At 62.7% G+C, this 24,949-nt stretch carries 23 protein-coding genes and 1 pseudogene; 14 read left to right on the forward strand and 10 right to left on the reverse strand.

What is annotated here, in order from left to right:
* The 6 genes from B3873_RS15635 to B3873_RS15660 form a co-directional block, all read left to right on the forward strand.
* A partial coding sequence (locus B3873_RS15635; RefSeq protein ID WP_286867192.1) for an LOG family protein occupies nt 1-274 on the forward strand: 274 nt, incomplete at its 5' end.
* Nucleotides 275-484: 210 nt separating this feature from the next.
* A complete protein-coding gene (locus B3873_RS15640; protein WP_286867194.1) occupies nt 485-1,180 on the forward strand; it encodes a hypothetical protein in 696 nt (231 codons plus the stop codon).
* Between the two features lie 147 nt (nt 1,181-1,327).
* Entirely contained in the window at nt 1,328-1,765 is a 438-nt protein-coding gene (locus B3873_RS15645; RefSeq protein WP_039789298.1) for a hypothetical protein, read from the forward strand.
* Nucleotides 1,766-1,950: 185 nt separating this feature from the next.
* Nucleotides 1,951-2,904 carry a homoserine kinase gene (locus tag B3873_RS15650; RefSeq protein WP_286867195.1) on the forward strand — a complete coding sequence of 318 codons (954 nt, stop codon included), beginning with the start codon at nt 1,951-1,953 and terminating at the stop codon, nt 2,902-2,904.
* An 11-nt stretch (nt 2,905-2,915) separates the two neighbouring features.
* Nucleotides 2,916-3,719, forward strand: a complete 804-nt coding sequence (locus tag B3873_RS15655; protein WP_286867197.1) for a BPSS1780 family membrane protein — start codon at nt 2,916-2,918, stop codon at nt 3,717-3,719.
* A 159-nt stretch (nt 3,720-3,878) separates the two neighbouring features.
* On the forward strand, nt 3,879-5,441 hold the full coding sequence (locus B3873_RS15660) for a methyl-accepting chemotaxis protein (RefSeq protein WP_286867199.1): 1,563 nt from the start codon (nt 3,879-3,881) through the stop codon (nt 5,439-5,441).
* Nucleotides 5,442-5,483: 42 nt separating this feature from the next.
* Here B3873_RS15660 and B3873_RS15665 read toward each other — a convergent pair whose 3' ends face one another.
* From B3873_RS15665 to B3873_RS15700, 8 genes and pseudogenes are all read right to left on the reverse strand, one after another.
* Nucleotides 5,484-5,945 (reverse strand): GNAT family N-acetyltransferase, encoded by a 462-nt coding sequence (locus B3873_RS15665; protein ID WP_286867201.1) that lies wholly within the window; start codon nt 5,943-5,945, stop codon nt 5,484-5,486.
* Between the two features lie 19 nt (nt 5,946-5,964).
* Entirely contained in the window at nt 5,965-7,437 is a 1,473-nt protein-coding gene (gene xylB, locus B3873_RS15670) for a xylulokinase (protein WP_286867203.1), read from the reverse strand.
* Between the two features lie 63 nt (nt 7,438-7,500).
* Nucleotides 7,501-8,934, reverse strand: coding sequence for a D-arabinitol 4-dehydrogenase (dalD, locus tag B3873_RS15675; protein WP_286867204.1), 1,434 nt, complete (start codon nt 8,932-8,934; stop codon nt 7,501-7,503).
* A 37-nt stretch (nt 8,935-8,971) separates the two neighbouring features.
* The gene (locus B3873_RS15680; protein WP_286867205.1) at nt 8,972-10,090 is read right to left on the reverse strand and encodes an ABC transporter ATP-binding protein; all 1,119 of its coding nucleotides are present in this window, start codon (nt 10,088-10,090) and stop codon (nt 8,972-8,974) included.
* A gap of 44 nt (nt 10,091-10,134) precedes the next feature.
* Nucleotides 10,135-10,860: an HAD family hydrolase gene (locus B3873_RS15685; RefSeq protein ID WP_209533669.1), complete on the reverse strand. Its 726-nt coding sequence runs from the start codon at nt 10,858-10,860 to the stop codon at nt 10,135-10,137.
* A pseudogene (locus B3873_RS15690) lies at nt 10,860-11,621 on the reverse strand (carbohydrate ABC transporter permease); the annotation flags it as partial. The pseudogene B3873_RS15690 and the gene B3873_RS15685, both read right to left, overlap by 1 nt.
* Before the next feature lie 50 nt (nt 11,622-11,671).
* A complete protein-coding gene (locus B3873_RS15695; protein ID WP_034330884.1) occupies nt 11,672-12,646 on the reverse strand; it encodes a carbohydrate ABC transporter permease in 975 nt (324 codons plus the stop codon).
* 153 nt (nt 12,647-12,799) lie between these two features.
* Nucleotides 12,800-14,155, reverse strand: coding sequence for an ABC transporter substrate-binding protein (locus tag B3873_RS15700; protein ID WP_134221230.1), 1,356 nt, complete (start codon nt 14,153-14,155; stop codon nt 12,800-12,802).
* Between the two features lie 337 nt (nt 14,156-14,492).
* On the opposite strand from B3873_RS15700, the gene B3873_RS15705 reads away from it, so the two are divergent.
* The 3 genes from B3873_RS15705 to B3873_RS15715 all read left to right on the forward strand — a co-directional run bounded on the left by B3873_RS15705 (nt 14,493) and on the right by B3873_RS15715 (nt 17,581).
* Nucleotides 14,493-15,455 (forward strand): sugar-binding transcriptional regulator, encoded by a 963-nt coding sequence (locus B3873_RS15705; protein WP_286867208.1) that lies wholly within the window; start codon nt 14,493-14,495, stop codon nt 15,453-15,455.
* Nucleotides 15,456-15,506: 51 nt separating this feature from the next.
* Nucleotides 15,507-16,412, forward strand: a complete 906-nt coding sequence (locus B3873_RS15710) for a carbohydrate kinase family protein (RefSeq protein WP_039789281.1) — start codon at nt 15,507-15,509, stop codon at nt 16,410-16,412.
* Nucleotides 16,413-16,666: 254 nt separating this feature from the next.
* Nucleotides 16,667-17,581, forward strand: a complete 915-nt coding sequence (locus tag B3873_RS15715; RefSeq protein WP_286867210.1) for a J domain-containing protein — start codon at nt 16,667-16,669, stop codon at nt 17,579-17,581.
* A gap of 100 nt (nt 17,582-17,681) precedes the next feature.
* On the opposite strand, the gene B3873_RS15720 is transcribed toward B3873_RS15715, so the two are convergent.
* Both B3873_RS15720 and B3873_RS15725 read right to left on the reverse strand, forming a co-directional pair.
* The gene (locus B3873_RS15720) at nt 17,682-17,840 is read right to left on the reverse strand and encodes a hypothetical protein (protein ID WP_286867211.1); all 159 of its coding nucleotides are present in this window, start codon (nt 17,838-17,840) and stop codon (nt 17,682-17,684) included.
* Between the two features lie 122 nt (nt 17,841-17,962).
* Nucleotides 17,963-20,242, reverse strand: a complete 2,280-nt coding sequence (locus tag B3873_RS15725; RefSeq protein WP_286867213.1) for a UvrD-helicase domain-containing protein — start codon at nt 20,240-20,242, stop codon at nt 17,963-17,965.
* A 120-nt stretch (nt 20,243-20,362) separates the two neighbouring features.
* Between B3873_RS15725 and aroQ the strand changes: the two genes are divergently transcribed.
* From aroQ to B3873_RS15750, 5 genes are all read left to right on the forward strand, one after another.
* The gene (aroQ, locus tag B3873_RS15730; RefSeq protein WP_039789277.1) at nt 20,363-20,932 is read left to right on the forward strand and encodes a gamma subclass chorismate mutase AroQ; all 570 of its coding nucleotides are present in this window, start codon (nt 20,363-20,365) and stop codon (nt 20,930-20,932) included.
* A 194-nt stretch (nt 20,933-21,126) separates the two neighbouring features.
* Nucleotides 21,127-22,368 carry an MFS transporter gene (locus B3873_RS15735; RefSeq protein WP_039789275.1) on the forward strand — a complete coding sequence of 414 codons (1,242 nt, stop codon included), beginning with the start codon at nt 21,127-21,129 and terminating at the stop codon, nt 22,366-22,368.
* Nucleotides 22,369-22,605: 237 nt separating this feature from the next.
* Nucleotides 22,606-23,100: a Dps family protein gene (locus B3873_RS15740; protein ID WP_008334773.1), complete on the forward strand. Its 495-nt coding sequence runs from the start codon at nt 22,606-22,608 to the stop codon at nt 23,098-23,100.
* Between the two features lie 495 nt (nt 23,101-23,595).
* Nucleotides 23,596-24,717 carry a polymorphic toxin type 15 domain-containing protein gene (locus B3873_RS15745; RefSeq protein ID WP_286867216.1) on the forward strand — a complete coding sequence of 374 codons (1,122 nt, stop codon included), beginning with the start codon at nt 23,596-23,598 and terminating at the stop codon, nt 24,715-24,717.
* The coding region (locus B3873_RS15750) for a GAD-like domain-containing protein (protein ID WP_286867218.1) at nt 24,714-24,949 on the forward strand (236 nt) is incomplete at its 3' end. The genes B3873_RS15745 and B3873_RS15750, both read left to right, overlap by 4 nt.

The raw sequence follows: 24,949 nt of genomic DNA on the forward strand, positions 1-24,949 counted from the left end.
TGAGCTGACCGAAGCACTGACCCTCATGCAGACCGGCAAGTCGCGCATGATGCCGGTGATCCTGGTGGGCAGCGAGTTCTGGGCCGGCCTGGTGGACTGGATCAAGACCCGCCTGGTGGACGACGGCATGATTTCGCCCAAGGACGTGAACCTGCTGCAGGTGATCGACGAACCTGCCGACGTGCTGGCAGCGATCCAGAAATTCCACGCCGAGAAGTCCAAACCGGCGGAAACCCAGCAGGAGGCAGAACGTCAGAGCGGGATGTATCTGTAACGCCGCACTTCATGAGCACGACGAGGCCGGACAGCAGCGATGCCGTCCGGCCTTCTCTTTTTACCGGACCAGAACCGGCATGGCATCAGTGATAGACGCAAGAAAGTTCACTTCCCCTCACCAACGTACGATTTGAAACAACAACGCAAGAATTCATGATGCAGGGCAACTTCATGAAGATTCATACCACTTTCTTGCACCTTCTCTTTTATGCCGGTCGCCCGCGCCTATTTCACGCAACTCTTCCTGGGCACGCTGTACGCGGCGCTGTTCCTGTGCCTGATACCGATGGCGACCGGTGCGGCCATGCTGTTTCTTCCCGCCACACAGTGGCAGCCATGGCACCCCGACCGGTGGCAAGACAGCCTGTACGCGCACCGTGAAACCCTGTACTGGCTGGCGGCCCTGCTCATGGCCGCCACCCTGGCCTGGTTCTGCTGGGGCATGGGCCGCGTCATCGGTCAGGCCCAGCCGCGCTGGCAGCCAGCCTACTGGACCACCACCCTGCTCTACATGCTGGTGATGAGCTATGGCGTGGCCATTGCCGTCGTCACCAGCACCCGGCCCCATTACCAGCAATGCCAGATGTACACCGAAAAGCTCAACGGCGGCCTGCGCCACTATCGGGGCGAAGACTTCCTGGTCGAACTGTGCGGCACCGGCAGCGGCGACAACCGGCACGACCAGATCCGCCTGCGCATCTTCGATGAGCAGGGCCAGTGGCGCGCGGTACGTTACTTCACCGTGCAATGGGGCGGGCACTATCCCGTGCTGATCGACTATGCCCGCGACCACCTCGCCTACTTCGATGCCAGCGAAGGCGAAGATGAAGAATTCGTCAAAGTGGTGGCCATGCCCCCGACCCTGGCCGACTGGCTGAGCACCCGCATCCCGCTGCTGGACTAGCCCCGGCGATGGATCCGGCTCAACACGGCCACGCGTGCTCGCATTTGCCTGTTGTCTTATTGATCATTCCCATGAAGAAACGCGACGGCCAGACCTTGATGGTTTGCTACAATGAAGAAAACAACACCCCTTTTTCTTCATAAGATCATGAAACCATCCCAACTCCGGTTCAAAGAGTCCCTGGCAGCGCTGCTGCTGTGCGCATCGGCTGGCCTGGCCGCGCCGCTGGCGCTGGCACAAACTCCGCCCGCAGGCCTGGCTGCCCAGCCCGCTCCGCCGCCGCCCGAACTGGAGAAGCTGGAAGAAGGCGAACCACCGGCCGTGACCATCCGCAAGCCGGGCGAAGACAGCCGCACGCAAGGCAACAGCATCAAGGAACGCCGCGACCACGGCCAGACCAAGGAAATCGAAGTCAAGTCCGGTCCCAGCACCTACTACGTGCGTCCCAATCCGCAACTGGGCGGTTCCACCCCCGGCGATGCACAAAGCCCGCCGCCGAGCTCGGCCCAGTGGAAGGTCGGCGAGTTCGACTGGGGTGTCAAGAAGCCTCAGGAAGGCGACACCGACGGCACCACCAAGAAGTGATTCCGCTGATCGCGCACGTCGCCAGACGGTGATGGCGCGCGATCGCCAGCGATCAACCGCATCACCCGGCCGCATTGCGCAGCCGGTTCAGGAACGGGAAGGACGGCGCATCTGCCCTCCCCCTCGCGCAGCCGCCGGATTTGGCGGCAGCGCGCCCCAGCCAGCATCCTCTTTTCATTTTCGTCATGGCAGTCTTTACACAGGTCAGTCTGGAACAACTCTCGGACTGGATTGAACAATTCCCGCTCGGCCGCGCCACCTCGATCAAGGGCATCTCCTCGGGCATCGAAAACAGCAACTTCTTCATCGGCACGGAGCAAGGCGAATACGTGCTGACGCTGTTCGAGAAGCTGCACATCGAACAGTTGCCCTTCTATCTCGAACTGATGCGCCACCTGGCGCAGCGCGGCATCCCGGTGCCGGCGCCGGTGCCCAACGACAAGGGCGCCATCGTCAACCTGCTCAACGACAAGCCGGCAGCCATCGTCAGCAAGCTCGAAGGCCAGTCGCAGCTGGATCCGCAACCGGTGCACTGCGCCGCGCTGGGCGACATGCTGGCGCGCATGCACCTGGCGGCCAAGGATTTCAAGATCCTGCAGCCCAACCTGCGCGGCCTGGCCTGGTGGCTGGAAACCACCCCGGCGGTGCTGCCCTTCCTGCCGGCCGAGCTGGGCCAGCTGCTCGCCAGCGAAGTGCAGTACCAGAAGGACTTTGCCGCCACCGCCGACTACCGCGCCCTGCCGCGCGGACCGGTGCATGCCGACCTGTTCCGCAATAACGCGATGTTCGTGGGCGAGCAGCTGTCGGGCATCTTCGATTTCTATTTCGCCGGTTGCGATACCTGGCTGTTCGACCTGGCCGTGACCGTCAACGACTGGTGCGTGGAGCTGGACACGGGCGTGCTCGACACTGCCCGCAGCGAAGCCATGCTGGCCGCCTATCGTGCCGTGCGTCCGTTCTCGGACGCCGAACGCGTGGCGTGGCAGCCGATGCTGCGCGCTGCCGCCCTGCGCTTCTGGCTGTCGCGCCTGTACGATTTCTATCTGCCGCGCGAAGCCGAAATGCTCACGCCGCATGATCCGACGCACTTCGAACGCATCCTGCGCCTGCGCATCCAGGATGCGCCACCGACGCTGTAAGCACTGGAGCCATGGAAAAGATCCCCGCACACACCGGCTGGTCCTGGGTCAAACAGGGCTTCGCCCTGTTCAGAAAGCAACCGGCTGAAATCTCGACGCTGTTCTTCGCCTACATGTTCCTGATGCTGGCGCTGGGCATCATCCCGGTGCTCGGCCAGATGCTGCCGCTGATCCTGATCCCGCTGTTCTCGATGTCGTTCATGCAGGCCTGCGCGCAGATCGAGCGCGGTGAACGGGTGTTCCCCAACCTGCTGTTGATCGGCTTCCGCAGCCCGGCGCGCAATACGCTGTTGAAGCTCGGCCTGCTCTATCTGCTGGTGGCCACGCTGGTGGTGGCGGCTTCGGCGCTGGCCGACGGCGGCAGCTTCTGGAAAGCCATGATGGGTGGCGGCCTGTCGACCGAGGAACTGCAAAGCGCCGCTGGCAGCATGCGCATTGCCATGCTGGTGGCGGCCGCCCTCTACGTGCCGGCGGCCATGGCGTTCTGGTATGCCGCCCCCTTGATCATGTGGCAGCAGATGCCGCTGGGGAAGGCACTGTTCTACAGCTTCTTCGCGGTGCGCCGCGCCGGGCGTGCATTCCTGGTCTTCGGCATGGCCTGGATCATGATCGCCATTGTGGTGCCCACGGTCATCAGCATGGCCATCACGCTGCTGACCGGCAGCATTACGGCGGTGTTCTTCATCCTGCTGCCGATCTCGATAATATTGACGGTCATCATGTACTGTTCGTTCTATCCGACCTACACTAGCGTCTTCGGAAAGCCCCGCAGAGGGTCCGACAGCCCGCACAACGGAGACGATCCCATCGTCTGACGCGTCATTCCCGTCAGGCAGGACCTTGCGCCAGGCTGTCGCTGCCTGGCGCGCCCGGTCCGATGTGTTCGCAAGGGAGAGGCGAACAGCATCAGCTCCACCGCCCGCCCCCGCCAGCTGGACTTTCCATCACCACAGCTTCTTACACGGGGGTATCAGATGCGCATGAACATGCCGGTCACAGGGCAGGAACGCCTGCTCATCGATGGCAAGGCCATCGTTTCCAAGACCGATCTCCAGGGCAACATCACCTACGTCAATCCTTACTTCATCGAGATCAGCGGTTTCGAGGAAGAGGAATTGCTGGGCGCGCCGCAAAACCTGATCCGCCATCCGGACATGCCGCCGGAGGCCTTCGCCGACATGTGGGCCACCATCAAGGGCGGCACCCCCTGGACCGGACTGGTCAAGAATCGCAGCAAGAGCGGAGATCACTACTGGGTGCGTGCCAACGTGACGCCCATCCGCGAAAGCGGCCAGGTGGTCGGCTACATGTCGGTCCGTACCAAGCCCGAACGCGCGGCGGTGGAAGGCGCCGAGAAGCTCTACGCAAGCATGCGCCGTGGCCAGGCCAAGGGCATTGCCCTGCATCGTGGTGAAGTGGTCCGTACCGGGCTGGCCGGATGGCTGGGCAAGCTCGGGCGCATGCAGTTGAATACGCGCCTGAACTGGTCGATGGGCGTGATGCTGGCGATCCAGATCTCCGTCGTACTGGCCGGCATGATGACGCTGCACCAGTGGTGGATCAGTGCGCTGGCGGCCGCGTCAGCCCTGCTGTCCATCGTGCAGTGGATCGCCCTGCGCGCCGCGCTCATCAAGCCGCTGCAGCAGGCACTCGATATCACCCACGCCATCACCGGGGGCGACCTCTCGGTGCGCATCGAGACCGGCCGCCATGATGAACTGGGCCGCCTTCTGGCCTCGCTGCGCCAGATGAACGTGAACCTGACCGCCATCATCGGCGACGTGCGTTCCAACGTCGAGACCATCAATATGGCGACCCGTGAAATCGCCACCGGCAACATGGATCTCTCACGCCGCACTGAACAGCAAGCCGCGAATCTGGAAGAAACGGCATCGAGCATGCACCAGCTCGCCGGCACCGTGCGCCAGAATGCGGATCACGCGGGCCAGGCCAACGAGCTGGCCGGGACCGCATCGTCCATTGCAATGCGCGGCGGCGATGCCGTGGCCAGCACCGGCACGACGATGAACGAGATCAGCGAATCCTCCAACAAGATCGTGGACATCATCAGCCTGATCGACAGCATCGCCTTCCAGACCAACATCCTGGCGCTCAATGCCGCGGTGGAAGCGGCGCGCGCCGGCGAGCAGGGACGCGGCTTTGCGGTGGTGGCCTCGGAAGTGCGCATGCTCGCGCAGCGTTCGGCAGCGGCGGCCAAGGAGATCAAGCAGTTGATCGACGACTCGGTGGCCAAGGTGGAAGTGGGCAATCGCCAGGTGGAGCAGGCCAGCAGCACCATGCGCGACATCGTGGCCTCGGTGCAGCGGGTCTCGGGCATCATGAGCGAAATCAACGAAGCGACCCAGCAGCAGAGTGCCGGCATCAACCAGGTGCATGAAGCCATCACGCAGATGGATGCCAGCACCCAGCAGAATGCCTCGCTGGTCGAAGAAGCGGCCGCAGCGGCCACCAGTCTGGAAGAGCAGACCATGCGCCTGCTGCAGGCGATCTCGGTGTTCAAGTTCAACCGGCGATGAGGCGCTACCGCCCGGGCAGCGGATCTACAGCGGGAGGCTCAATCAGGGCTGGGCAGCTCCCTCCAGCACTTGGTGATAAGTGATATAGACTTGCTCGCGCTCATAGCCCAGCGCTTCGTAAAGCCGCTGGGCGGTCACGTTGGTCGTGGCGGTATCGAGCGTGATCCTTTGCGCTCCCCGCGCGCTGAAGTGATCGCGAAGGTACTGCATCAGCTTGCGGCCATGGCCTTGCTGGCGCGCAGTGTGAATGACATACAGGTCGGAGAGATACTGGTAAGGACGCATGCTCAGTGAACAGGTTGCGGGATAGCACTGCGCGAAAGCAAGCGCGTTTCCCGCGTCATCAATCAGCAAGAACATCGAAGACCGCCGCAGCCGCAAGTTCTCTTCCAGAAAGTGACGACATGCCGGCAAGTCGTCCTCATATTCATAGAAAATCCGGTAATCGTTGAACAAGCCGGCCAGGATATCGAGCTGGGCTTCACTGCATTCGATGACCTGCATATCTCTCCTCTGATTGAAGTTAAGCGCCCTCCCCATACAAGGGCGCAAACGGCGCATAGATCGCCCGATAGCGTTGCAGCCGCACCTGCAAGGCCGCATGCCGTGCTGCATCGGGCTGGTACAGCGCCTGCTGTGCCGGTTTGCGGCACACCTCGGCTTCGTCGCCGCCATCGGCCAGCCAGGCCAGGCGCGCCGCACCGAGTGCGCCACCGGCCTCGCTGCCCACGTGGGTGACGATGCGCACCTGCAGCGCATCGGCCAGCAACTGTGCCCAATAAGCGCTGCGCGCGCCACCTCCTACCAGCGACAATTCGGCCACATCGGTGCCCGCCGCACGCAGCGCATCGAGCCCATCCACCATGCCGAAGGCCACGCCTTCCAGCACCGCATAGCCGAGTGCGGCGCGCTGGTGTTCCGGTGTCAGCCCATGGAAGACACCGGTAGCATAAGGATCGTTGTGCGGGGTGCGTTCACCTGACAGGTAAGGCAGGAACAGCGGCGCATTGTTGCGCGCTTCCTCGTCGAGCTGTTCGATCTCGGCCAACAGGCTCTTCTCATCCACGGAACACAAACGACAGAACCAGCGCAGGCAACTGGCCGCCGAGAGCATCACGCTCATCTGGTGCCAGCGCTGCGGCAGGGTATGGCAGAAGGCATGAATGGCCCGCCCCGGATTCGGACGGAAGCGATCATTGACCACGAACAGCACACCGGAAGTTCCCAGCGAGAGGAAGCCATCGCCGGGCTTGACCGCCCCGATGCCCACTGCACTGGCCGCGCCATCACCGGCACCACCGGCCACGATCACGTCCGCACGCAAGCCCCAGGCCTGCGCCACTTCCGGCAGCAGCGTGCCGGAAACCGCACTGCCATCGACCAGCGCCGGCATCTGATCGCGCCGCATGCCGGAGGCGGCCAGCAGTTCGTCGGACCAGTTGCGGCCTTCCACATCCAGCCACAGCGTGCCGGCCGCATCCGAGGGATCGCACACCTTGCGCCCGGTCATCATGAAGCGCAGCCAATCCTTGGGCAGCAGCACGGTCGCGATGCGCGCAAACAGTTGCGGTTCATGGCGCGCCACCCACAGCAGCTTGGGCGCAGTGAAACCCGGCATGGCCAGGTTGCCGGCGATGCCATGCAGGCGCGGTGCGCGGCGTTCCAGCTCGGCACATTCGGGGGCACTGCGCGAATCGCTCCAGAGGATGGCCGGACGCTGTACGGCATCCTGCACATCCATCAGCACCGCACCATGCATCTGGCCGGACAGGCCGATGGCGCGGATGCGGCCGAAGCGCTCACTGCCGAGCTGCTCGCGCAGTTTGTCCACGGTGGCACAGGTCGCCTGCCACCAGTCGGCCGGGCTCTGCTCGGACCAGCGCGGATGCGGACGCGACACCGTCAGCGTACTGCCGGCCAGTGCCAGCAACGCGCCCGTCTCGTCGATCACCACCGCCTTGACCTCGGACGTACCCAGGTCGATCCCAAGATACATGGTGCTCCTCGTTATTCGTTATTGAACGGCAATTCTATGACGCCTTGGACACAAAAGGCAGCCTCAGTGTGCCTGCCCCAGCCACTGCTGCACGCGCCCATAAGCCGAGCGCACCAGCGCCACCAGGCGCGCATCACCAGCCAGTTCGCCCCACAGCACGGCATCCGCGCAGAAGGCCTGCACCACATCCTCTGCCGCCAGCATGCTGCGCGCGGCGGCGGCGTCGAAGATGCCGTCCTGGTATTCATAAGGCAGCGCACCGGCCGCCCAGCGCTGCAGGAATACCAGGAACAGCGCAGGCAGCATGGCTGTAGCCTGCGGATCGCGGCCGGCCGCCAGGCTCTCCTGCAAGGTCGGGCGGATGAAGCCCGGGATCTTGGAATAGCCATCGGCGGCCACGCGTTGGTTGGTGTCCTGGATGGCCGGATTGGAGAAGCGCGCCAGCGTTGTATCGCGGTATGCCGCCAGGTCGATGGGGCTGGGCGTGAGGCAGGGGATCACGTCCTGCGTCACGTAGTCATGCGCCATCTGGCGGATGTCCTCGCGCAACGTACCTTCGTGGATGTATTGCAGCCCGGCCAGCGTGCCGGCCCAGGCGATGCAGCTGTGGCTGGCGTTGAGGATGCGGATCTTGGCTTCCTCGTACGGCAGCACCGATTGCACCATCTCCACGCCGGCCGCTTCCAGGCGCGGGCGACCGGCCTTGAAGTCGTCTTCGATCACCCATTGGATGAAGGACTCGCCCATGAGGGCGCAGGGATCGTCGACACCTGTATTTTCTTTCACACGGGCCGCAACCGCCGGTGTGGGGCGGGGTGTGATGCGGTCCACCATGGCATTGGGGCTGGTGGCATGAGCATCCATCCAGGCCACCAGTGCGCTCTCGCCACGCAGGGTCAGGAACTGGCGCAGGCCGTCGCGGAAACGTTCGCCGTTGTGGCGCAGGTTGTCGCAGTTCAGCAGGGTCAGCGCCGCCTGCGGATGGGCCTGGCTGCGTGCGCGCAGGATGGCTGCAATCGCGCCGTAGATGGTGCGCGGTGCACCGCTGCCATCGAGCGCACAGCGCAGATCATCGGCCAGGTCGGCGTTGCCGGTGTCGAGCTGGTAGTGATGGTCGAGGTAGTAGCCGCCCTCGGTCACGGTGAAGGAGATGATGCGGGTGCGCTCTTCCGCACCGGCAGCGATCAGTTGCGTGAGCCGTTCATCCCACGGCAGGATGCGGCCGATGGAGGCGATGCGCTGGTAGCTGCGCTCACCCTCGGGTGTGACGGTCTCCAGCGTGTACTGGCCCTGCTGGCGGGCCAGCGCTTCCAGCAGCGGGCTCATGTCGGCGCGGATGTTGGCCAGCGCCAGTTGCCAGCGGCGGTCGGCACCGCTCTCGCGCAGCGCATTCAGGTAGACCGCCTGGTGGGCGCGATGGAAGGAGCCGGCGCCGATGTGCAGCCAGGTCAGGCTGTCGGCGGCGTCCTGGTCGATGGAAGTGGCGGTACGGGTCATGCCTGGTCCTTGTCGAGGAGGTGAATGGTCGAAGGGATCAATGCGGGCGCGCTGCAGCCACGCCCGATGTGAGGCGCGGCAAGGCCTGGCCGTCGGCACCGAACAGATGGCAGCGGGCCGGATCGGCAGCCAGCTGCAAGACGCTGCCGTGCGGCGGATCGAGGCTGTCGGGCACGCGCAGGATCAGCGCATCGTCGCTGCCTTCATGGGCCGCATAGAGGTAAGAGAAATCACCCAGCAGCTCCAGCGCCGTGCAGCGTGCCTGCAGCGCAGCCTGGCCCTGGGCGATGTTGAGATGCTCGGGACGCACGCCCAGCGTGACCTTCTGCCCCGCTTGCAGCGTACTGCCATCAACCGCAGCCCATTGCAGCCCGCCCCCGGGCAATTGCACCTGTACGCCATCGGCCTGCACGGCAGCCACGGTGCCATCGATGAAGTTCATCTTGGGCGAACCGATGAAGCCGGCCACGAAACGATTGGCCGGATGGTGATACAGCTGCTGCGGCGAACCGACCTGTTCGATGCGTCCCTCGGAGAGCACCACGATCTTGTCGGCCAGGGTCATGGCTTCGATCTGGTCGTGGGTGACGTAGATCATGGTGGTCTTGAGGTCATCGTGCAGCTTGGCGAATTCCAGGCGCATCTTCACGCGCAGCGCGGCATCGAGGTTCGACAGCGGCTCATCGAAGAGGAACACGCTGGGCTGGCGGGTGATGGCGCGGCCAATGGCCACGCGCTGGCGCTGGCCGCCGGAGAGCGCGCGCGGCTTGCGGTCCAGCAGGTGATCGATGTGCAGGATCTTGGCGGCATGCTGGACGGCGGCATCGATCTCGGCCTTGGACTTGCCGGCAATTTTGAGGCCAAAGGCCATGTTGTCGTACAGGCTCATGTGCGGATACAGCGCATAGGACTGGAACACCATGGCCACGCCTCGCTTGGAAGCAGGCACGTCATTCATGCGGCGGGTGCCGATGTCGAGGTCGCCATCGCTGATCTCTTCGAGCCCGGCGATCATGCGCAGCAAGGTCGACTTGCCACAGCCCGAGGGGCCGACGAAAACGACGAATTCGCCATCCTCGATTTCCAGATTGATGTCGCGCATGACCTCGTTGTCGTCGTAGCGCTTGGCCAGGTTCCTGATGCTCACGGCTGCCATGGGATTCTCCTCGTTCTCTTGTAGGGGGACTGCGCGCTCTTTGCTCAGCGCAGCCAGATCAATTCACTCACCAGTTGCGGAAACTGTTTCATGTCCTCGAATACCTGATGCGCACCGGCATCCTTCAACTTGCGCGCCATCGTCTTGCGGTCATGGGCCACGCCGGTGAAGCCCAGCACGTGCATGCCGGCCGCCACTGCCGCGCGCACGCCGGTGACGCTGTCATCGACTGCCACGCAGCGCGCCGGATCAACATTGAAGCCCGCCGCTGCCGCCAGATACACATCCGGTGCCGGCTTGGGATGGGCCACGTCATGACCGCTGTAGATGCGGCCGGCGAATTGCGGATACAGGCCGCAACGGCGCAAGCCGGCTTCGATGCGCGGCGCATCGCTGTTGCTGGCCACCGCACGCGGCAAGCGGATCGCCTGCAAGGCCTCGACCACGCCCGGCACCGGCTGCGCTTCTTCGCCGCAGGCCACGGCCACCGCCTGGTGGATGCGCTCGGCCGCGGCGGCATCCAGGCCCAGTTCGAATTCCAGATCAACTTCGCCCAGCAGGATGTCGGTGTACATGCCCAGTCGGTGCGCGATGGCGGTATGCAGGGCCTGGCTGCGCTGTTCTTCCTGCTCGTCATCGTCGGCACCGCTCCAGGCCGGCAGCAGCGGTAGCAGCTCACGATGCAGCACCCGCAGGGCGATGCTCTCGCTGTCGAGCAGCACGCCGTCGCAGTCGCAGATCAGATGGGTAATCGCCTGGCGCGCCATCATCACTTCACCGCTCCGAAGGTCAGGCCGCGCACCAGCTGCTTCTGCGCCAGCCAGCCCAGCGCCATGATGGGCGCAATCGCCAGCAGGGAGGCGGCCGACAGCTTGGCCCAGAACAGGCCTTCCGGATTGGAATAGGAGGCGATGAACACCGTCAGCGGTGCCGCATTGACGCTGGTGAGGTTCAGGCTCCAGAAGGCTTCATTCCACGACAGGATGATCAGCAGCAAGGCCGTGGAAGCCAGGCCCGGCATGGCCGTGGGCAGCAGCAGGTAAATCATTTCCTGCCAGGCGTTGGCGCCATCGATGCGGGCGGCTTCGAGGATTTCCTTGGGTACGTCATTGAAGTAGGTGAACGCCATCCACACGGCGATGGGCAGGTTGATGAGCGTATAGATGATGGTCAACCCGGTTACCGTATCAAGCAGGCCGGTGTTCTTGGCCAGCAGATAGATGGGGATCAGTACGCCCACGGCCGGCATCATCTTGGTCGACAGCATCCACAGCAGCAGTTTCTGGGTGCGGCCGGTCGGGAAGAAGGCCATCGAATACGCCGCCGGCACCGCCAGCAGCAGCGACAGCAGCGTCGAACCCAGCGACACGATCAGCGAATTCTGCACATAGCCCAGGTAGTGGCTGCGGCTGAAGACTTCGCGGAAGGTGTCCAGCGTGGGCAAGAAAATCAGCGAGGGGGTATAGGCCTGGGACTCCGTCTTGAAGGCCGTGACCGCCACCCAGAAGATGGGGAAGAACAGCACGATGGCGCAGGCCCAGCCCAGCACCGCCACCCACAGGGGGCTTTTCTTTGGATCGCTCATTTTTCGTTGACTCCCTTGAGGTTCCTGGCCAGCATGCGCACCAGGAAGAACGAGACGATGTTGGCCAGCACGACCGCGAAGATGCCGCCCGCCGAAGCGATGCCGATGTCGAACTGCTGCAGGCCGATCGAATAGACCAGGAAGGTCAGGTTGGTAGTGGCCGTACCGGGGCCGCCTGCGGTGGTGGTGAAGATTTCCGCGAAGACCGAAAGCAGGAAGATGGTCTCGATCATGATGACCACCGTAATGGCGCGCTTCAGGTGCGGCAGGACGATGTAGAAGAAGATGCGCACTGGCCCCGCGCCATCGAGCTGGGCCGCTTCCTTCTGGTCGGTATCGAGCGACTGCAGCGCGGTCAGGAGGATCAGGAAGGCAAACGGAATCCACTGCCAGGCCACGATGATGATGACCGACAGCATGGGGTACTCGGCCAGCCAGTCGATCGGCTCCAGCCCGAGGTGGCGCATCACGTAGGCCAGGATGCCGTAGACCGGATGCATGATCATGTTCTTCCAGATCAGCGCGGCCACGGTGGGCATGACGAAGAAGGGGCCGATGACCAGCAGCCGCGCAATGCCGCGCCCGCGGAAGGGCTGGTCGAACAGCACCGCCAGCAGGGTGCCGCCGATGACGCTGATGGCCAGTACCGAACCGATCAGCAGTGCGGTGTTGCCAATGGAGGGCCAGAAGGCCGGGTCCTGCAACAGGAAGATATAGTTTTCCAGACCCACGAAACCGGTCTGGTCAGGGGCCATCAGATTGTAGCGATTGACCGAAAAATAGATGGTCATCACCAGCGGAACGATCATCCAGGCCAGCAGGATCAGCACCGACGGCGTCTGCATCAGGCGGATGGGATTGAAGCGCTCCTTGCGCGGCGGACTGGTCTGCTGCTTGCGTGCAGCAGGCTGGGAAGAACTCTGCATCATCGGTGAGGTGGACGACACCTGGGTAGAGTGGATCGTGGACATGACGGCCTCGGCATTTCAATCCGGGCGGCGCACGCAAGGTGCAGACAGCCGGGGAGAACGGCGCGATGTGCAAGGCATGCAGGCATGCCGCTCACATCGCGCGCGGGGCATGCAGCACGGGCTGCATGCCGGCGGAACCACAAGCGGAAGGACTTACTTGATGTAGCGGCCCTGGCGCATCATCCGCACTGCCTGTGCCTGGGCGGCATCCAGGGCGGCATCCGCGCTGGTCTTGCCGGCCAGTGCACCGGCAATGGCCTGGCCGGTCACGGTCCCGATCGACTGGAACTCGGGAATGGTGGCGAACTGCACGCCGGTGTAAGGCACCGGTTTCAGGGTCGGCTTGTTGGCGTCCGCAGTCTGGATCGCATCGAGCACGAAGTCGGAGAAGGGCGAGACCTTCTTGTATTCGGCCGAAGCGTAGGTCGAATTGCGGGTACCCGGCGGCACCAGGGCCCAGCCGGAATCCTTGGCCACCAGATTGATGTATTCCTTGGAGGTGGCCCAGGCGGCGAACTTCTTGGCAGCGTCCTGCGACTTGGAGGACTTCGGCACGGCCAGCGACCAGATCCACAACCAGTGCGAACCCTTGTCGGTTACCTGCTGCGGGGAGGGAGCGAAGGCGGTCTTGTCGGCCACCTTGGAATCCTTGCCGTGATAAAGCATGCCGGCCGCCACCGTGGCATCGACCCACATGCCGCACTTGCCGCTGGAGAACAGCACCAGGTTTTCGTTGAAGCCGTTGGAGCTGGCGCCCGGCGGGCCATACTTGCGCATCAGGTCGACATAGAAGTTGACCGATTTCTTCCATTCCGGCGAGGACAGCTGCGGCTGCCATTGCTCGTCGAACCAGCGGCCACCCCAGGCATTGGCCATGGTGGTGATGATGGCCATGTTCTCGCCCCAGCCGGCACGCCCGCGCAGGCAGATGCCGTAGACGCCCTTGGCCGGATCATGCAGTTGCGCGGCCAGCTTGGCGACCTCATCCCAGGTCGGATGCTGTGGCATGGTCAGCTTCTTCTGCTCGAACAGATCCTTGCGGTAGTAGGTCATCGAGCTTTCGGCGTAGAACGGCAGCGCATAGAGCTTGCCATCGACGCTCAGACCCTCGCGTACCGGCTTGATGAGATCGGCCTCATCGTAATCCGCCGGCAGGCCGCTCATCGGTGCCAGCCAGCCCTTCTTGGCCCAGATCGGCGCTTCATACGCACCGATGGTCATCAGGTCGAACTGGCCGCTGTTGGTGGCGATGTCGGTGGTCAGGCGCTGGCGCAGCACGCTCTCTTCCATGGTGACCCAGCGCAGCTTGATGTCGGGATTGGCCTTCTCGAACGCCGGTGCCAGCTTCTGCAATTCGATCATGTCGGGGTTGTTGATGGACGCGATGTTCAGAGTCACCGGCTCGGCTTGTGCATGGCCGGCAGCAAACAGGGTCGAGATGGCCGCAGCGGCCAGGGTGAAGCGAACGCGGGTAAAGCCGGACGCACGGGTGCGCACGAGTTTGGACATGCTGGTCTCCGAATGTTATGGGCCCTCCTGCACGTTCTTCCTGGGTGGCAGCGGCAGACGATGCCGATGTACGCATGCAGGGAAAGGCGGTTTTCGCTAACGGTTTTCGCTAACTACGTTTTGAGCAAATATTATTTTTATGGGCAAATATTCATCCATTCTCGAATTTGTGTCAAGCATTTGCTTTTTGATTGAGCATTTGCCCAAGCTTCGCAATAATGGAACGGTCAACTCGCCGTAAAATGGCGACCCAACAGGGAATTCACCGCAATCAACATCACAGAGACAGCGCGCGCCCGCCTGCATTGGCAGCCACGGGACGGCTGGCGAGGAGAACATGTCTAGCAGCGCATCCAAACTCGACCTGGCGGCGCGCGCCGCGTGGATGTACTACGTGGCCGGCAACACCCAGAACGAAATCGCCGAACGGCTCGGCATCTCGCGCCAGATGGCGCAGCGCATGGTGGCCTATGCGGCCGATGCCAATCTGGTGAAGGTGCAGATCACGCATCCGGTCTCGTCCTGCCTGGAACTGGCGCAGGGCCTGCAGGAGCGCTACGGGCTGGAAGTGTGCCGCGTGGTGCCGGGCGCAGGCGGGGCTGAGAACCCCAATGAATCACAGGAAGTGCAGCAGATGCTGGCCGTGGCCGGGGCCGAAGTGATGGAGCAATACCTCAGTTCGGAAGCAGCGCTGGTGGTCAACGTCGGCTCGGGACGCACGCTCAAGGCGGCCATCGAGCGCCTGTCGGAACTGGAGCGTCCGCAGCACCAGATCGTCTCGATGATTGGTGCTTTCGCCTCCGACGGTTCAGCCAATCGCTACGACGTGGCTCTGCAAGCCGCAGAAAAACTGGGCGCGCGCTTCTACCTGCTGCCCGCCCCGCGCGTGGCCGAGAGTGAACGCGACCGCCAGCAATGGTGCAACCACCGCGCCTACAAGATCGTGACCGGCCTGGCCGAGCGCGCCGATGTGACGTTCCTGGGCATCGGCACCATTGCCCTGCAGGGCGCGATGCACGAGGACGGTTTCATCGACGATGAGGAAGTGGCCGACCTGCAGCGCCAGGGGGCGATCGGCGAGATGATCTGCCACGCCTTCGACATCGACGGCGTCATGCTGCCCTCGTCGCTGGCGGCGCGCGTGACCACGCCGCCGCTGGCGCAGGCACCGCAGCGGCCGGTGATCGCGCTCTCCGGCGGCAGCAAGAAAGCCGACGCCGTGCGCGCCGCCTTGCGCGGCGGCTGGCTCACCGGCCTGGTGACCGACGAGACCTGCGCGCGGCACGCCTTGCAGGATTGAACCGCCTACGCATTTACTGACCATTACAATGACACGCACACGGAGACCAGCATGACCCAGAGCGCCGCATTCGTCGTCTTCGGCGAAGCACTCACCGATTTCATCCGCCAGCCTGACGGCCAGTGGCGCGCCATTCCCGGCGGTGCCTGCTGGAACGTGGCACGCGCGGCCGCCCGCCTGGGCGTAGCCACCGGTTACGCCGGCAGCGTCAGCACTGACGTGTTCGGTGCCGAGCTGTATGCGCTCACCGAAGCGGCCGGACTGGACATGCGCTTCACCCAGCAGCACGCCAAGGCACCGCTGCTGGCCATGGTGACCTCGACCACCCCACCCGATTATTTCTTCATCGGCGACGACAGCGCCGACCTGCATTTCGACCCGCAGCGCCTGCCCGCCGGCTGGATGGACGAAGCGCGCGTGCTGCACTTCGGCTGCATCAGCCTGACCCGCGAGCCACTGGCCTCGCGCCTGCTGCAGATCGCGCAGGAAGCGGCGCTGCGCAACAAGAAGATCGCCTTCGATCCCAACTGGCGCAAGCTCATGGACAGCCCGTCGTATCGCATCCTGCTGCAGCAACTGCTATCGCTGTCGCATTACGTGAAGGTGTCCGACGAAGATCTGGAGCGCCTCTTCCCCGGCGACGGCAATGCGCTGGCCACGCTGCAAGCGCTGGCCCCGCAAGCGGAAATCCTCTACACGCTGGGTGCCAAGGGCATGCAGTGGATCAAGGGGGAACAGGTCATCGAGCAGCCGGCTTATCGCGTCGAAGTGGTCGATACGGTCGGCTGCGGCGACGCCTCCATGGGCGGCTGGATCGCCAGCCAACTGCGCCAGCCCGATGCCCCGGCGCAGGTCCACCTGCAATGTGCCGCGGCCGGGGCGGCCATTGCCGCTTCCAAGGCGGGCGCCTATGCCGCGACCTGGGACGAAGTGCAAGCCATGATCGCCGCGGCCTGAGGCTGGGGACTGCGCTTGTGGGCGCGTGAGCGAATGGCTAGAATCCGGCACCACTGCTCTTCTTTGTCTCCATGAACAAGCCCACCCCGCAAACTGTTGCCATCGTCGATGGCCAATCCGCCATGCGCCTCTCTCCGGCACAGGAACAGTTCAATGCGCTCATCGACGCCATCGGCACGCGCCGTGCGCAGCTCAAGGAGTGGGAAGCGGCCAGTGATGAATTCCACAAGAAATTCACGGCCCAATATGTCCCGTTGGAGCAGGAACTGCTCACCCTCAAACGTCAGGTGGTCTATCGCCTGCATGCCGCCTGGCCCGACAAGGCATTCGGCAAGGGCGAGCGCATCGCACTCTCGGCGCTGATCGCGGACATGGCGCAGGCCCTGTTGCAACGGGCAGATGATGCGGAGCTGGCGCTGATCTACCAGCAGCATGCGGAAGAAGAGGAGACGGAAGAACCCGCCTCCGTTGCGGAAGTACACGAAGACAAGACCATACAAGCAGAGCCCGCGCTCGCCGAGGACGATTTCACCACCGGTACGCCGGAAGAAATCATGCAGCGCATGGAAGCGATGCTGGAACGCCAGGAGCGCGAACGCATGCAAGCCGCGCAAGCGCGCGAGGCCCAGCGTGCCAGCCGCAAGAAGCCGCCGAAACAGCGGGCTGCAGAAGCCCGGCAACAGGAACAGCGCATCGAATTGAGCCAGTCGATCCGCGCCGTTTATCGCCGGCTGGCCAGCGCCCTGCATCCGGATCGTGAGCTCGACGAGAGCGAACGCGCTCGCAAGACCGCGCTGATGCAGCAGGTCAACCAGGCCTATGAAAAGAACGATCTGTCACGACTGCTTGAGCTGCAACTGGAACTGGAACAGATCGACCAGCGTTCCATCCACGGCGTCAGCGAGGAGCGACTGACGCACTACAACCACATCCTCACGGAACAACTGGGCGACCTGGATCAGGAGATCGCCCACATGGAGCGGAATTTCAGGCAGACCTTCGGTCTGGGGCCTGCTGCCCGGGTGTCGCCAAAAGGGATAGGTCGTGATCTGAACAAAGTCATTGCAGGCATGCGGCAGGAGATGCGCGATGTTGGAATGGTGTTGGGATCGTTTGACGATGTGGAGCAGGTCAGGGCCTGGTTGAAGCAAGGCGGACGCAGACAATAAGGCGTTCCTTGGAGGCCTGTCATTTGCGGATCTCAGACATGCTTTTGAAGCATGAGCCACGACTCACATCAACGTATCTCCTCGATAAACCGAGGGCGGTCTATTGCCACCATGCGCCGAACGTCCAGACACTCGCAATGAGCGCAAAGATCAATGCCACCACGACGATATAAATTCTTTTTCCTGCAGGCGATGCTTCATGCCAGCGTTGTGCTCTGGTTTTACCGAACAGCTCAGAGAGAATTTCCTGACCCTTCATGCTGCATCTCCTTTCATTGCGTGCATCTCGGCATCACGCCCACATGAAAAACGCCCCGTTGCACTGATGATGGCAACGGGGCGTTTCACTGCTCAAACCCAATTCAACGGCAACGCAAAAACTTAGATTTTCTCCAGCTTCGCCACCGACAGATCCAGCAATTTCATCCCGAACTTGCCAAAGTTGATCTGCGCCCGCGCCGCGCCGCCACTGCCTTCGATGTTGACGATGACGCCCTCGCCGAACTTGGCATGGGACACGTTCTGTCCGATGCGCCAGCCGGAATCGGTCTGCCGCGAGAAGTTCTGCGCGATGCGGTTGTTGCCCGCTTCCGGCACTTCATCCCAGGCCGACTTTGGATTGGCGAACCAGTGATGCTGGGCGATCTTGGGCGAGAGCCACTTGATCGACTGCTCCGGCATTTCATCGAAGAAGCGTGAACGCATGTTGTAGCGCGTCTGGCCGTGCAGCATGCGGGTCTGCGAGAAGGTCATGAAGAGCCGCTTTCTCGCCCGCGTAATGGCCACGTACATCAGGCGGCGCTCTTCTTCCACGCCGCCCTCTTCCTTGGCACTGTTCTCGTGCGGGAACAATCCCTCTTCCATGCCGGTGATGAAGACCGCATCGAACTCCAGCCCCTTGGCCGAGTGCACCGTCATCAGCTGCAGGGCATCCTGGCCGGCCTGCGCCTGGTTGTCGCCGGCTTCCAGCGAGGCATGCGAGAGGAAGGCCGACAGCGGTGACATGATGGTCACCAGCGGCGCATCGGCATCGAGCACTTCCACGCCATCGGCGGTGGTGATGGCCGTGCCGGCCGAGGCCTGCGCCTGCGGGCCGAGGAAGGCCGGGGCATCGAGGCCATAGCCCTCTTCCGAGACGAACAGCGTGGCCGCACTGACCAGCTGTTCCAGGTTCTCGATGCGGTCTGCGCCTTCCTTTTCGTTGCGGTAGTGGGTCATCAGGCCGGACAGGTCCAGTACTACCTTGACCATTTCGGGCAGCGGCAGATGCTGGGTCTCGAAACGCGCGCCTTCGATCAGCTTGATGAAGGCATTCAACGATGAGCCCGCCTTGCCCGCCACGTAAGGCACGGCGGCGTAGAGCGAGCAGCCATACTGGCGCGCCGCATCCTGCAAGGACTCCATGGCCTTGGCACCGATGCCGCGCGTGGGGAAGTTGACTACGCGCAGGAAGGCCGAATCATTGTGCAGGTTGTCCATCAACTGCAGGTAGGCAATCGCGTGCTTGATTTCGGCGCGCTCGAAGAAGCGCTGGCCGCCATAGACACGATAGGGAATGGCCGAGCTGAAGAGCGCATGTTCCAGCACCCGCGACTGCGCGTTGGAACGATAGAGGATTGCGATCTCGCTGCGCGCCCAGCCTTCGGCGATCAGGTCCTTGACCTGTTCGATGATCCATTGCGCTTCCTGCAGGTCGCTGGTGGCTTCATAGACGCGCACCTGCTCGCCGTGGCCGGCATCGGTGCGCAGGTTCTTGCCCAGGCGCTTGCTGTTGTTGGCGATCAGTTCGTTGGCGGTGTCCAGAATGTGGCCGTGCGAGCGATAGTTCTGCTCCAGCTTGATCAGGTTCTCCACATGGAATTCCTGCTCGAAGGCCGACATGTTGCCCACGTTGGCGCCACGGAAGGCATAGATGCTCTGGTCATCATCGCCCACCGCGAAGACCGCGCCGTGCTGGCCGGCCATGATCTTCAACCATTTGTATTGCAGGTCGTTGGTGTCCTGGAACTCGTCGACCAGGATGTGGCGGAAGCGGCCCTGGTAGTGCTCGCGCAGCGGCTGGTTGCGCGAGAGCATTTCATAGGTGCGCAACAGCAGCTCGGCGAAATCGACCACGCCTTCGCGCTGGCATTGCTGGTCGTAGAGCTCGTAGAGTTCGACGAACTTGCGGTTGTAGTCGTCGTAGGCATCCACATCCTTGGCGCGCAGGCCCTGGTCCTTGGCGCTGTTGATGAAGTACATCAGGTTGCGTGGCGGATACTTCTCGTCGTCCACGTTCATCTGCTTGAGCAAACGCTTGATGGCCGAGAGCTGGTCCTGCGTATCCAGGATCTGGAAGGTCTGCGGCAGCCCGGCATCCTTGTGATGCGCGCGCAGCAGGCGATTACACAGTCCGTGGAAAGTCCCGATCCACATGCCGCGCGTATTGATGGGCAGCATGCCCGACAGGCGCGCGGTCATTTCCTTGGCGGCCTTGTTGGTGAAGGTCACCGCCAGGATGCCGGAGGGCGAGACCTGCCCGGTCTGGATCAGCCAGGCAATGCGGGTGGTCAGCACCCGGGTCTTGCCGGAACCGGCACCGGCCAGGATCAGCGCCGATTGCGCGGGCAGCGTCACGGCGGCGAGCTGCTCTTCATTGAGGTTGTGGAGAAGATTTTGCATCCCGCGATTATAAAGGGCGCGTGCCCTGACCGGGCGGGCAGGCGCGGCGCTATACTGCCGCACAGTTGATTTATCCACAGCCGAACCCGGCACTCACCTCAGCAATCGACTCTTCCGACCATGCGCCGCCTGTCTTCCCGCTCCTTCGCCGCCCTGCCCCTGATCGCCGCCCTGCTGCTCGCCGCCTGCGCCACCACGCCGCCCCCGGCCGCGCGCAGCGATGTCGAACAACTGCTGACCTTGCAGAAGACCCGCCTCGACGTGGCCGCCCCGGTGGCACGCAGCAAGTGGAATTCGCATGCGCCCATCGATGATCCAGCGCGCGAGGCGGTCATTCTCGACGACGTCGCCGCCCGTGCGCAGAAACTGGGACTGGATGCCGCATGGACGCGGCGCTTCTTCCAGGACCAGTTCGAGGCCGGCAAGATCGTGCAGCGCGACCTGCATCGCCAGTGGCGTGTGGAGCAGCGTCCGCCCTTCGCCAATCCGCCAGACCTGGCGCTGCAGGTGCGCCCGGTGCTGGACCGCCTCACCCCCGACCTGCTGGCGGCGCTGGCCCGCCTGAACGGCCACTGGTGCGAACCGGCCGTGCAGCGCGATCTGGCCGAGCTGGCACCGGAAATCCTGGGGGCCGACTACGCCCCCGCCGTACGCGAACGGGCCACCGACGCACTGCACTGCCAGCGTTGAAATACAGCCTGCAGGCAACAGGACGTCGCACAAAAACGACTAAGTTGCTGAATTGACAGGCAAAAATCTTTTGCTGTCCTGCAGCATTTTTAGGGCGGGAGTAAAATTCGGTCTGGCTGTTCACGCGCACACCGGCGCGCGCGGCCTGTTCATTCCGGTTTGCCCTTCCGGATTCACATTCCGACTTCCCCGCCATGTCCGACGATTCCTGTAGTCCCAGTTCCACCGGCACGCCCGTGCCCGCCGCTGCGCCGCGTCCATTGACGCCGGCCAAGGTCACGCGGCAGATCATCGCCACCGCCTTCTTCACCTTCCTGGTTTATCTGGCCATCGGCATCCCGATGGCGGTGCTGCCGGGTTACATCCACCTCGACCTGGGCTACAGCTCGGTGATCGCCGGCCTGGGCATCAGCGTGCAGTATTTCGCGACCTTCGTGAGCCGCGCCAATGCCGGCCGCATGATCGATACCATGGGGGCCAAGCACACCGTCATGCGCGGCATGCTGCTGTGTTCGGCCAGCGGTGGCTTGTTGCTGCTATCGGCGCTGGCGCAGCCGCTGCCCTTCCTGTCGCTGGTGCTGCTGTTTGCCAGCCGCGCCTTCCTGGGCCTGGGCGAAAGCCTGGTCGGTACCGGCGCCATCATGTGGGGCGTGGGCCGCGTGGGGTCGGAGAACACCGCCAAGATGATCTCCTGGAACGGCATCGCCACCTATGCGGCGCTGGCCATCGGCGCGCCGCTGGGCGTGGTGCTGGACCGCTCGCTGGGCTTTGCCATGATCGGCCTGACCGGCATGCTGCTCACCGTACTCGGCTTCGTGCTGGCGCGCGGTGGCCCGGTCACCCCGGTGGTGCAGGGCGAACAGCTGTCCTTCAAGCTGGTGCTGCGCAAGGTGTTTGCGTATGGCATGGGCCTGGCCTTCGGCACCATCGGCTTCGGCTCGATCGCCACCTTCATCACCCTGTATTACGCCGATCAGCACTGGAGCGGCGCAGCCTTTGCGTTGACCGCCTTCTCCTCCGCCTTCGTCGGTGCGCGCCTGCTGTTTGCCAATGTCATCACGCGCTTCGGTGGCTATCGCGTGGCGGTGGTGTGCTTCCTGACCGAATCGGTCGGCCTGCTGCTGCTGTGGAGCGCCACCACGCCCGCGCTGGCATTGCTGGGTGCGGCGCTGGCCGGTTTCGGCTTTGCGCTGGTGTTCCCTTCGCTGGGGGTGGAAGCCGTCAGTCTGGTGTCGCCGGCCAATCGTGGCGCGGCACTGGCGGCGTATTCGGTGTTCCTCGATTTGGCGCTGGGCATCACCGGTCCGCTGGCCGGGGCCATCGCGGGACAGCTGGGATATCCGCAGGTGTTCCTCTTCGCCGCCATTGCGGCCATTGGTGGCGTGGCCCTGTCGCTGTCCTTGTATCGCAGTGCGCAACAGGGTGCCAAATCCTGATCTGATTGCTGTTGCAGTCGATGAGACGTCGGGCCGATAGGTTTTGATCTATCGGCCCGATTGATTTATAGGCGTGCATTTATCTCCAAAATCGATTGAAATGGGGAACGTCGGCCCCACTCTCTTATCAATAGTTGCGTGGTCGCAGTTTGTCCGTTTGCGATTTGCAATAGAATCGCGGTGTTGCGCAGTGTTATGTACCCGCTTACGAAAAACCGAACAGCTAAGGAGCGAATAATGGCAAAGAAGAATGTGGCAGCCCCCTCGATCAACATCGGCATCAACGACAAGGACCGCAAGAAGATTGCCGACGGCCTGTCCAAACTGCTGGCAGACACCTACACGCTGTACCTGAAGACCCACAACTTCCACTGGAACGTGACCGGTCCGATGTTCAACACGCTGCACCTGATGTTCGAAGGCCAGTACAACGAACTGGCACTGGCAGTGGACCTGATCGCTGAACGCATCCGTGCACTGGGTTATCCGGCACCGGGTTCGTACAAGGAATTCGCCAAGCTGTCCTCGATCCCCGAAGCTGAAGGCGTGCCCAACGCGCAAGAGATGATCGCCCAGCTGGTGGCCGGCCAGGAAGCCGTGACCCGCACCGCACGTTCGATCTTCCCGACCGTCGATGCCGCCGCTGATGAACCGACCGCCGACCTGCTGACCCAGCGCATGCAGCTGCATGAAAAGAATGCGTGGATGCTGCGCAGCCTGCTGGAAGGCTGATAGGAGAGCTGGCTCTTTTTGCGAGGCACGCAAGGCGCTCGCACGCTGTAACCTGCAGCCCCGGTCGTTCACTCGGCCGGGGCTGTTTTTTTATCGAGCGATAGCCTCGGCGGGCCCGGTATCATTCAGTCGGGTCTTCAGCACTTCACTGCCGAAGTCGTCATTCGGTAGTTGCCAGTTTCCATGCGGAAACACTACAATGCGGGCCAGTGTTGCATCAGGGAGGGATACTTGATGAGCACAGGATCTTCGCATGCCCAAAGCGCCCCCGGGTCTGGAACAGCTGCTTCCGGACTATCTCTCCGTCCGCATTCTGCGGCGGGTTTCCCCGTTTCACCTCGTCTCCCAACATGAACGGCTAGTCAACCGGCTTGACGCCTGCGCGCGGTTGCCACGCGACTTCGCGCGTGTTCTTGGGCGTTTGGCCGATCACACCCGGCTTGGACTAAACGACTCGCCCTGCGCCCCGATCAACATGACGCGGGATGCAGTGTCATGACGACCAAAGGCGTCATCCTCGAACAGGCTGACAGGTCGCTCACGCACATCGAACCGCACGGTGGCGGAGCCAATGCAGCCATCAAGGCAGAGACTGCGGCCGAGAAAACGTTTTGGCAGAAGTCCAGTCCCTGGGTGCACGGTGTGCTGGGCGTGGCCAGTTTCGTTCCTGGCTTGTCGGTCATCACGGGTGCGATCGATGCGGCGATCTATACCGCCGAGGGCGATTACGTTGAAGCGGGGATTGCTGCGGCGAGCATGATCCCGGGTGGCAAGGTAGTGACCACAGTTGGCAAGGTCGCCAAGCGTGCGGTCGGCATGGCAAAGGGTGCAGGAACGGCATCCCGGGTTGGCAAAGGTGCGCATGAGACAGAAGAACTCGTCAAAGCAGCCAAGTCGGCAAAGGAAGCAGAGGAGGCTGCCAGAGTTGCTCGCGAAGCTAAAGTCACCAGAGAAGCGGCACCTGGGCCCCAAAAGCCCAAGGACCCAAAGAAGGACGTCACCGTCAAGGCCCGGCCGTTTAAAGTGCCTTGCTTCCATCCGTATGACAAGAAACAATTCATGCGGATGAGCAAGGAAGAACAAAAAGCGTTTCTGAAAGAAATGGCTGAGCAACTTAGACGTCAAGAGGAGGCAATCAACAGTCTGACTGCAAGCGAATACGAGATGGCCAGGGATGCGTTTAAGAAAATGAATCGCAATCCAGCAGCTGGCGAGGCGCAAGAACGCGAGCGGAAAACTGCCTTGGCGCGAATGACGAAAAATATCACCAAGAGTCTACGTAAACGAGGGATGAGCCAGGCAGATGCAAAACTGCAGGCCAGATCTCAAGCAAAAGGGTTGATGAGCAAATTAGCCGCGCTGCATGAGCCAGACATGGTCGCTGGAGGTTGGATGCGGCACGAAACACCGAATATAGGCCGCGCTGACGTGAACAAGTCAATTGGAGCAAGCTGGAACCAAGCTTATACGCCGCCTGGAAGCAGGAATTCGGGAGAGAAACCCCTGACAAGGGTGCAGGAGATGGATAGGGAAGCCAAGAATGCGATCGATAATGGTCGCGGGGATCAAAAAATGAATGTCAAACTGGAGCCTTGCCGAGGCAAGGGAATAAGATGAGAGACGAAGACTTCGAATTTTTTATTAGCAATTTTGGTGAGGCGACCAAGCGCACCGCGGTGCCCGCCGCAAGCCTTGAGAAATGGAGGGACAAGCTGCCAGAACAGTTACTGACATACTGGCAGCAAGAAGGATGGTGCGAATATAGGGATGGGCTCTTTTGTACCGTTGACCCTGATGAGTATGAAGACCTTGTTGATGAGTGGCTCGCCGACACGGGGTTGGGTGAGGT

The sequence above is a fragment of the Herbaspirillum sp. UBA812 genome, from assembly GCF_002296545.1.
GTDB lineage: Bacteria > Pseudomonadota > Gammaproteobacteria > Burkholderiales > Burkholderiaceae_D > Herbaspirillum > Herbaspirillum huttiense.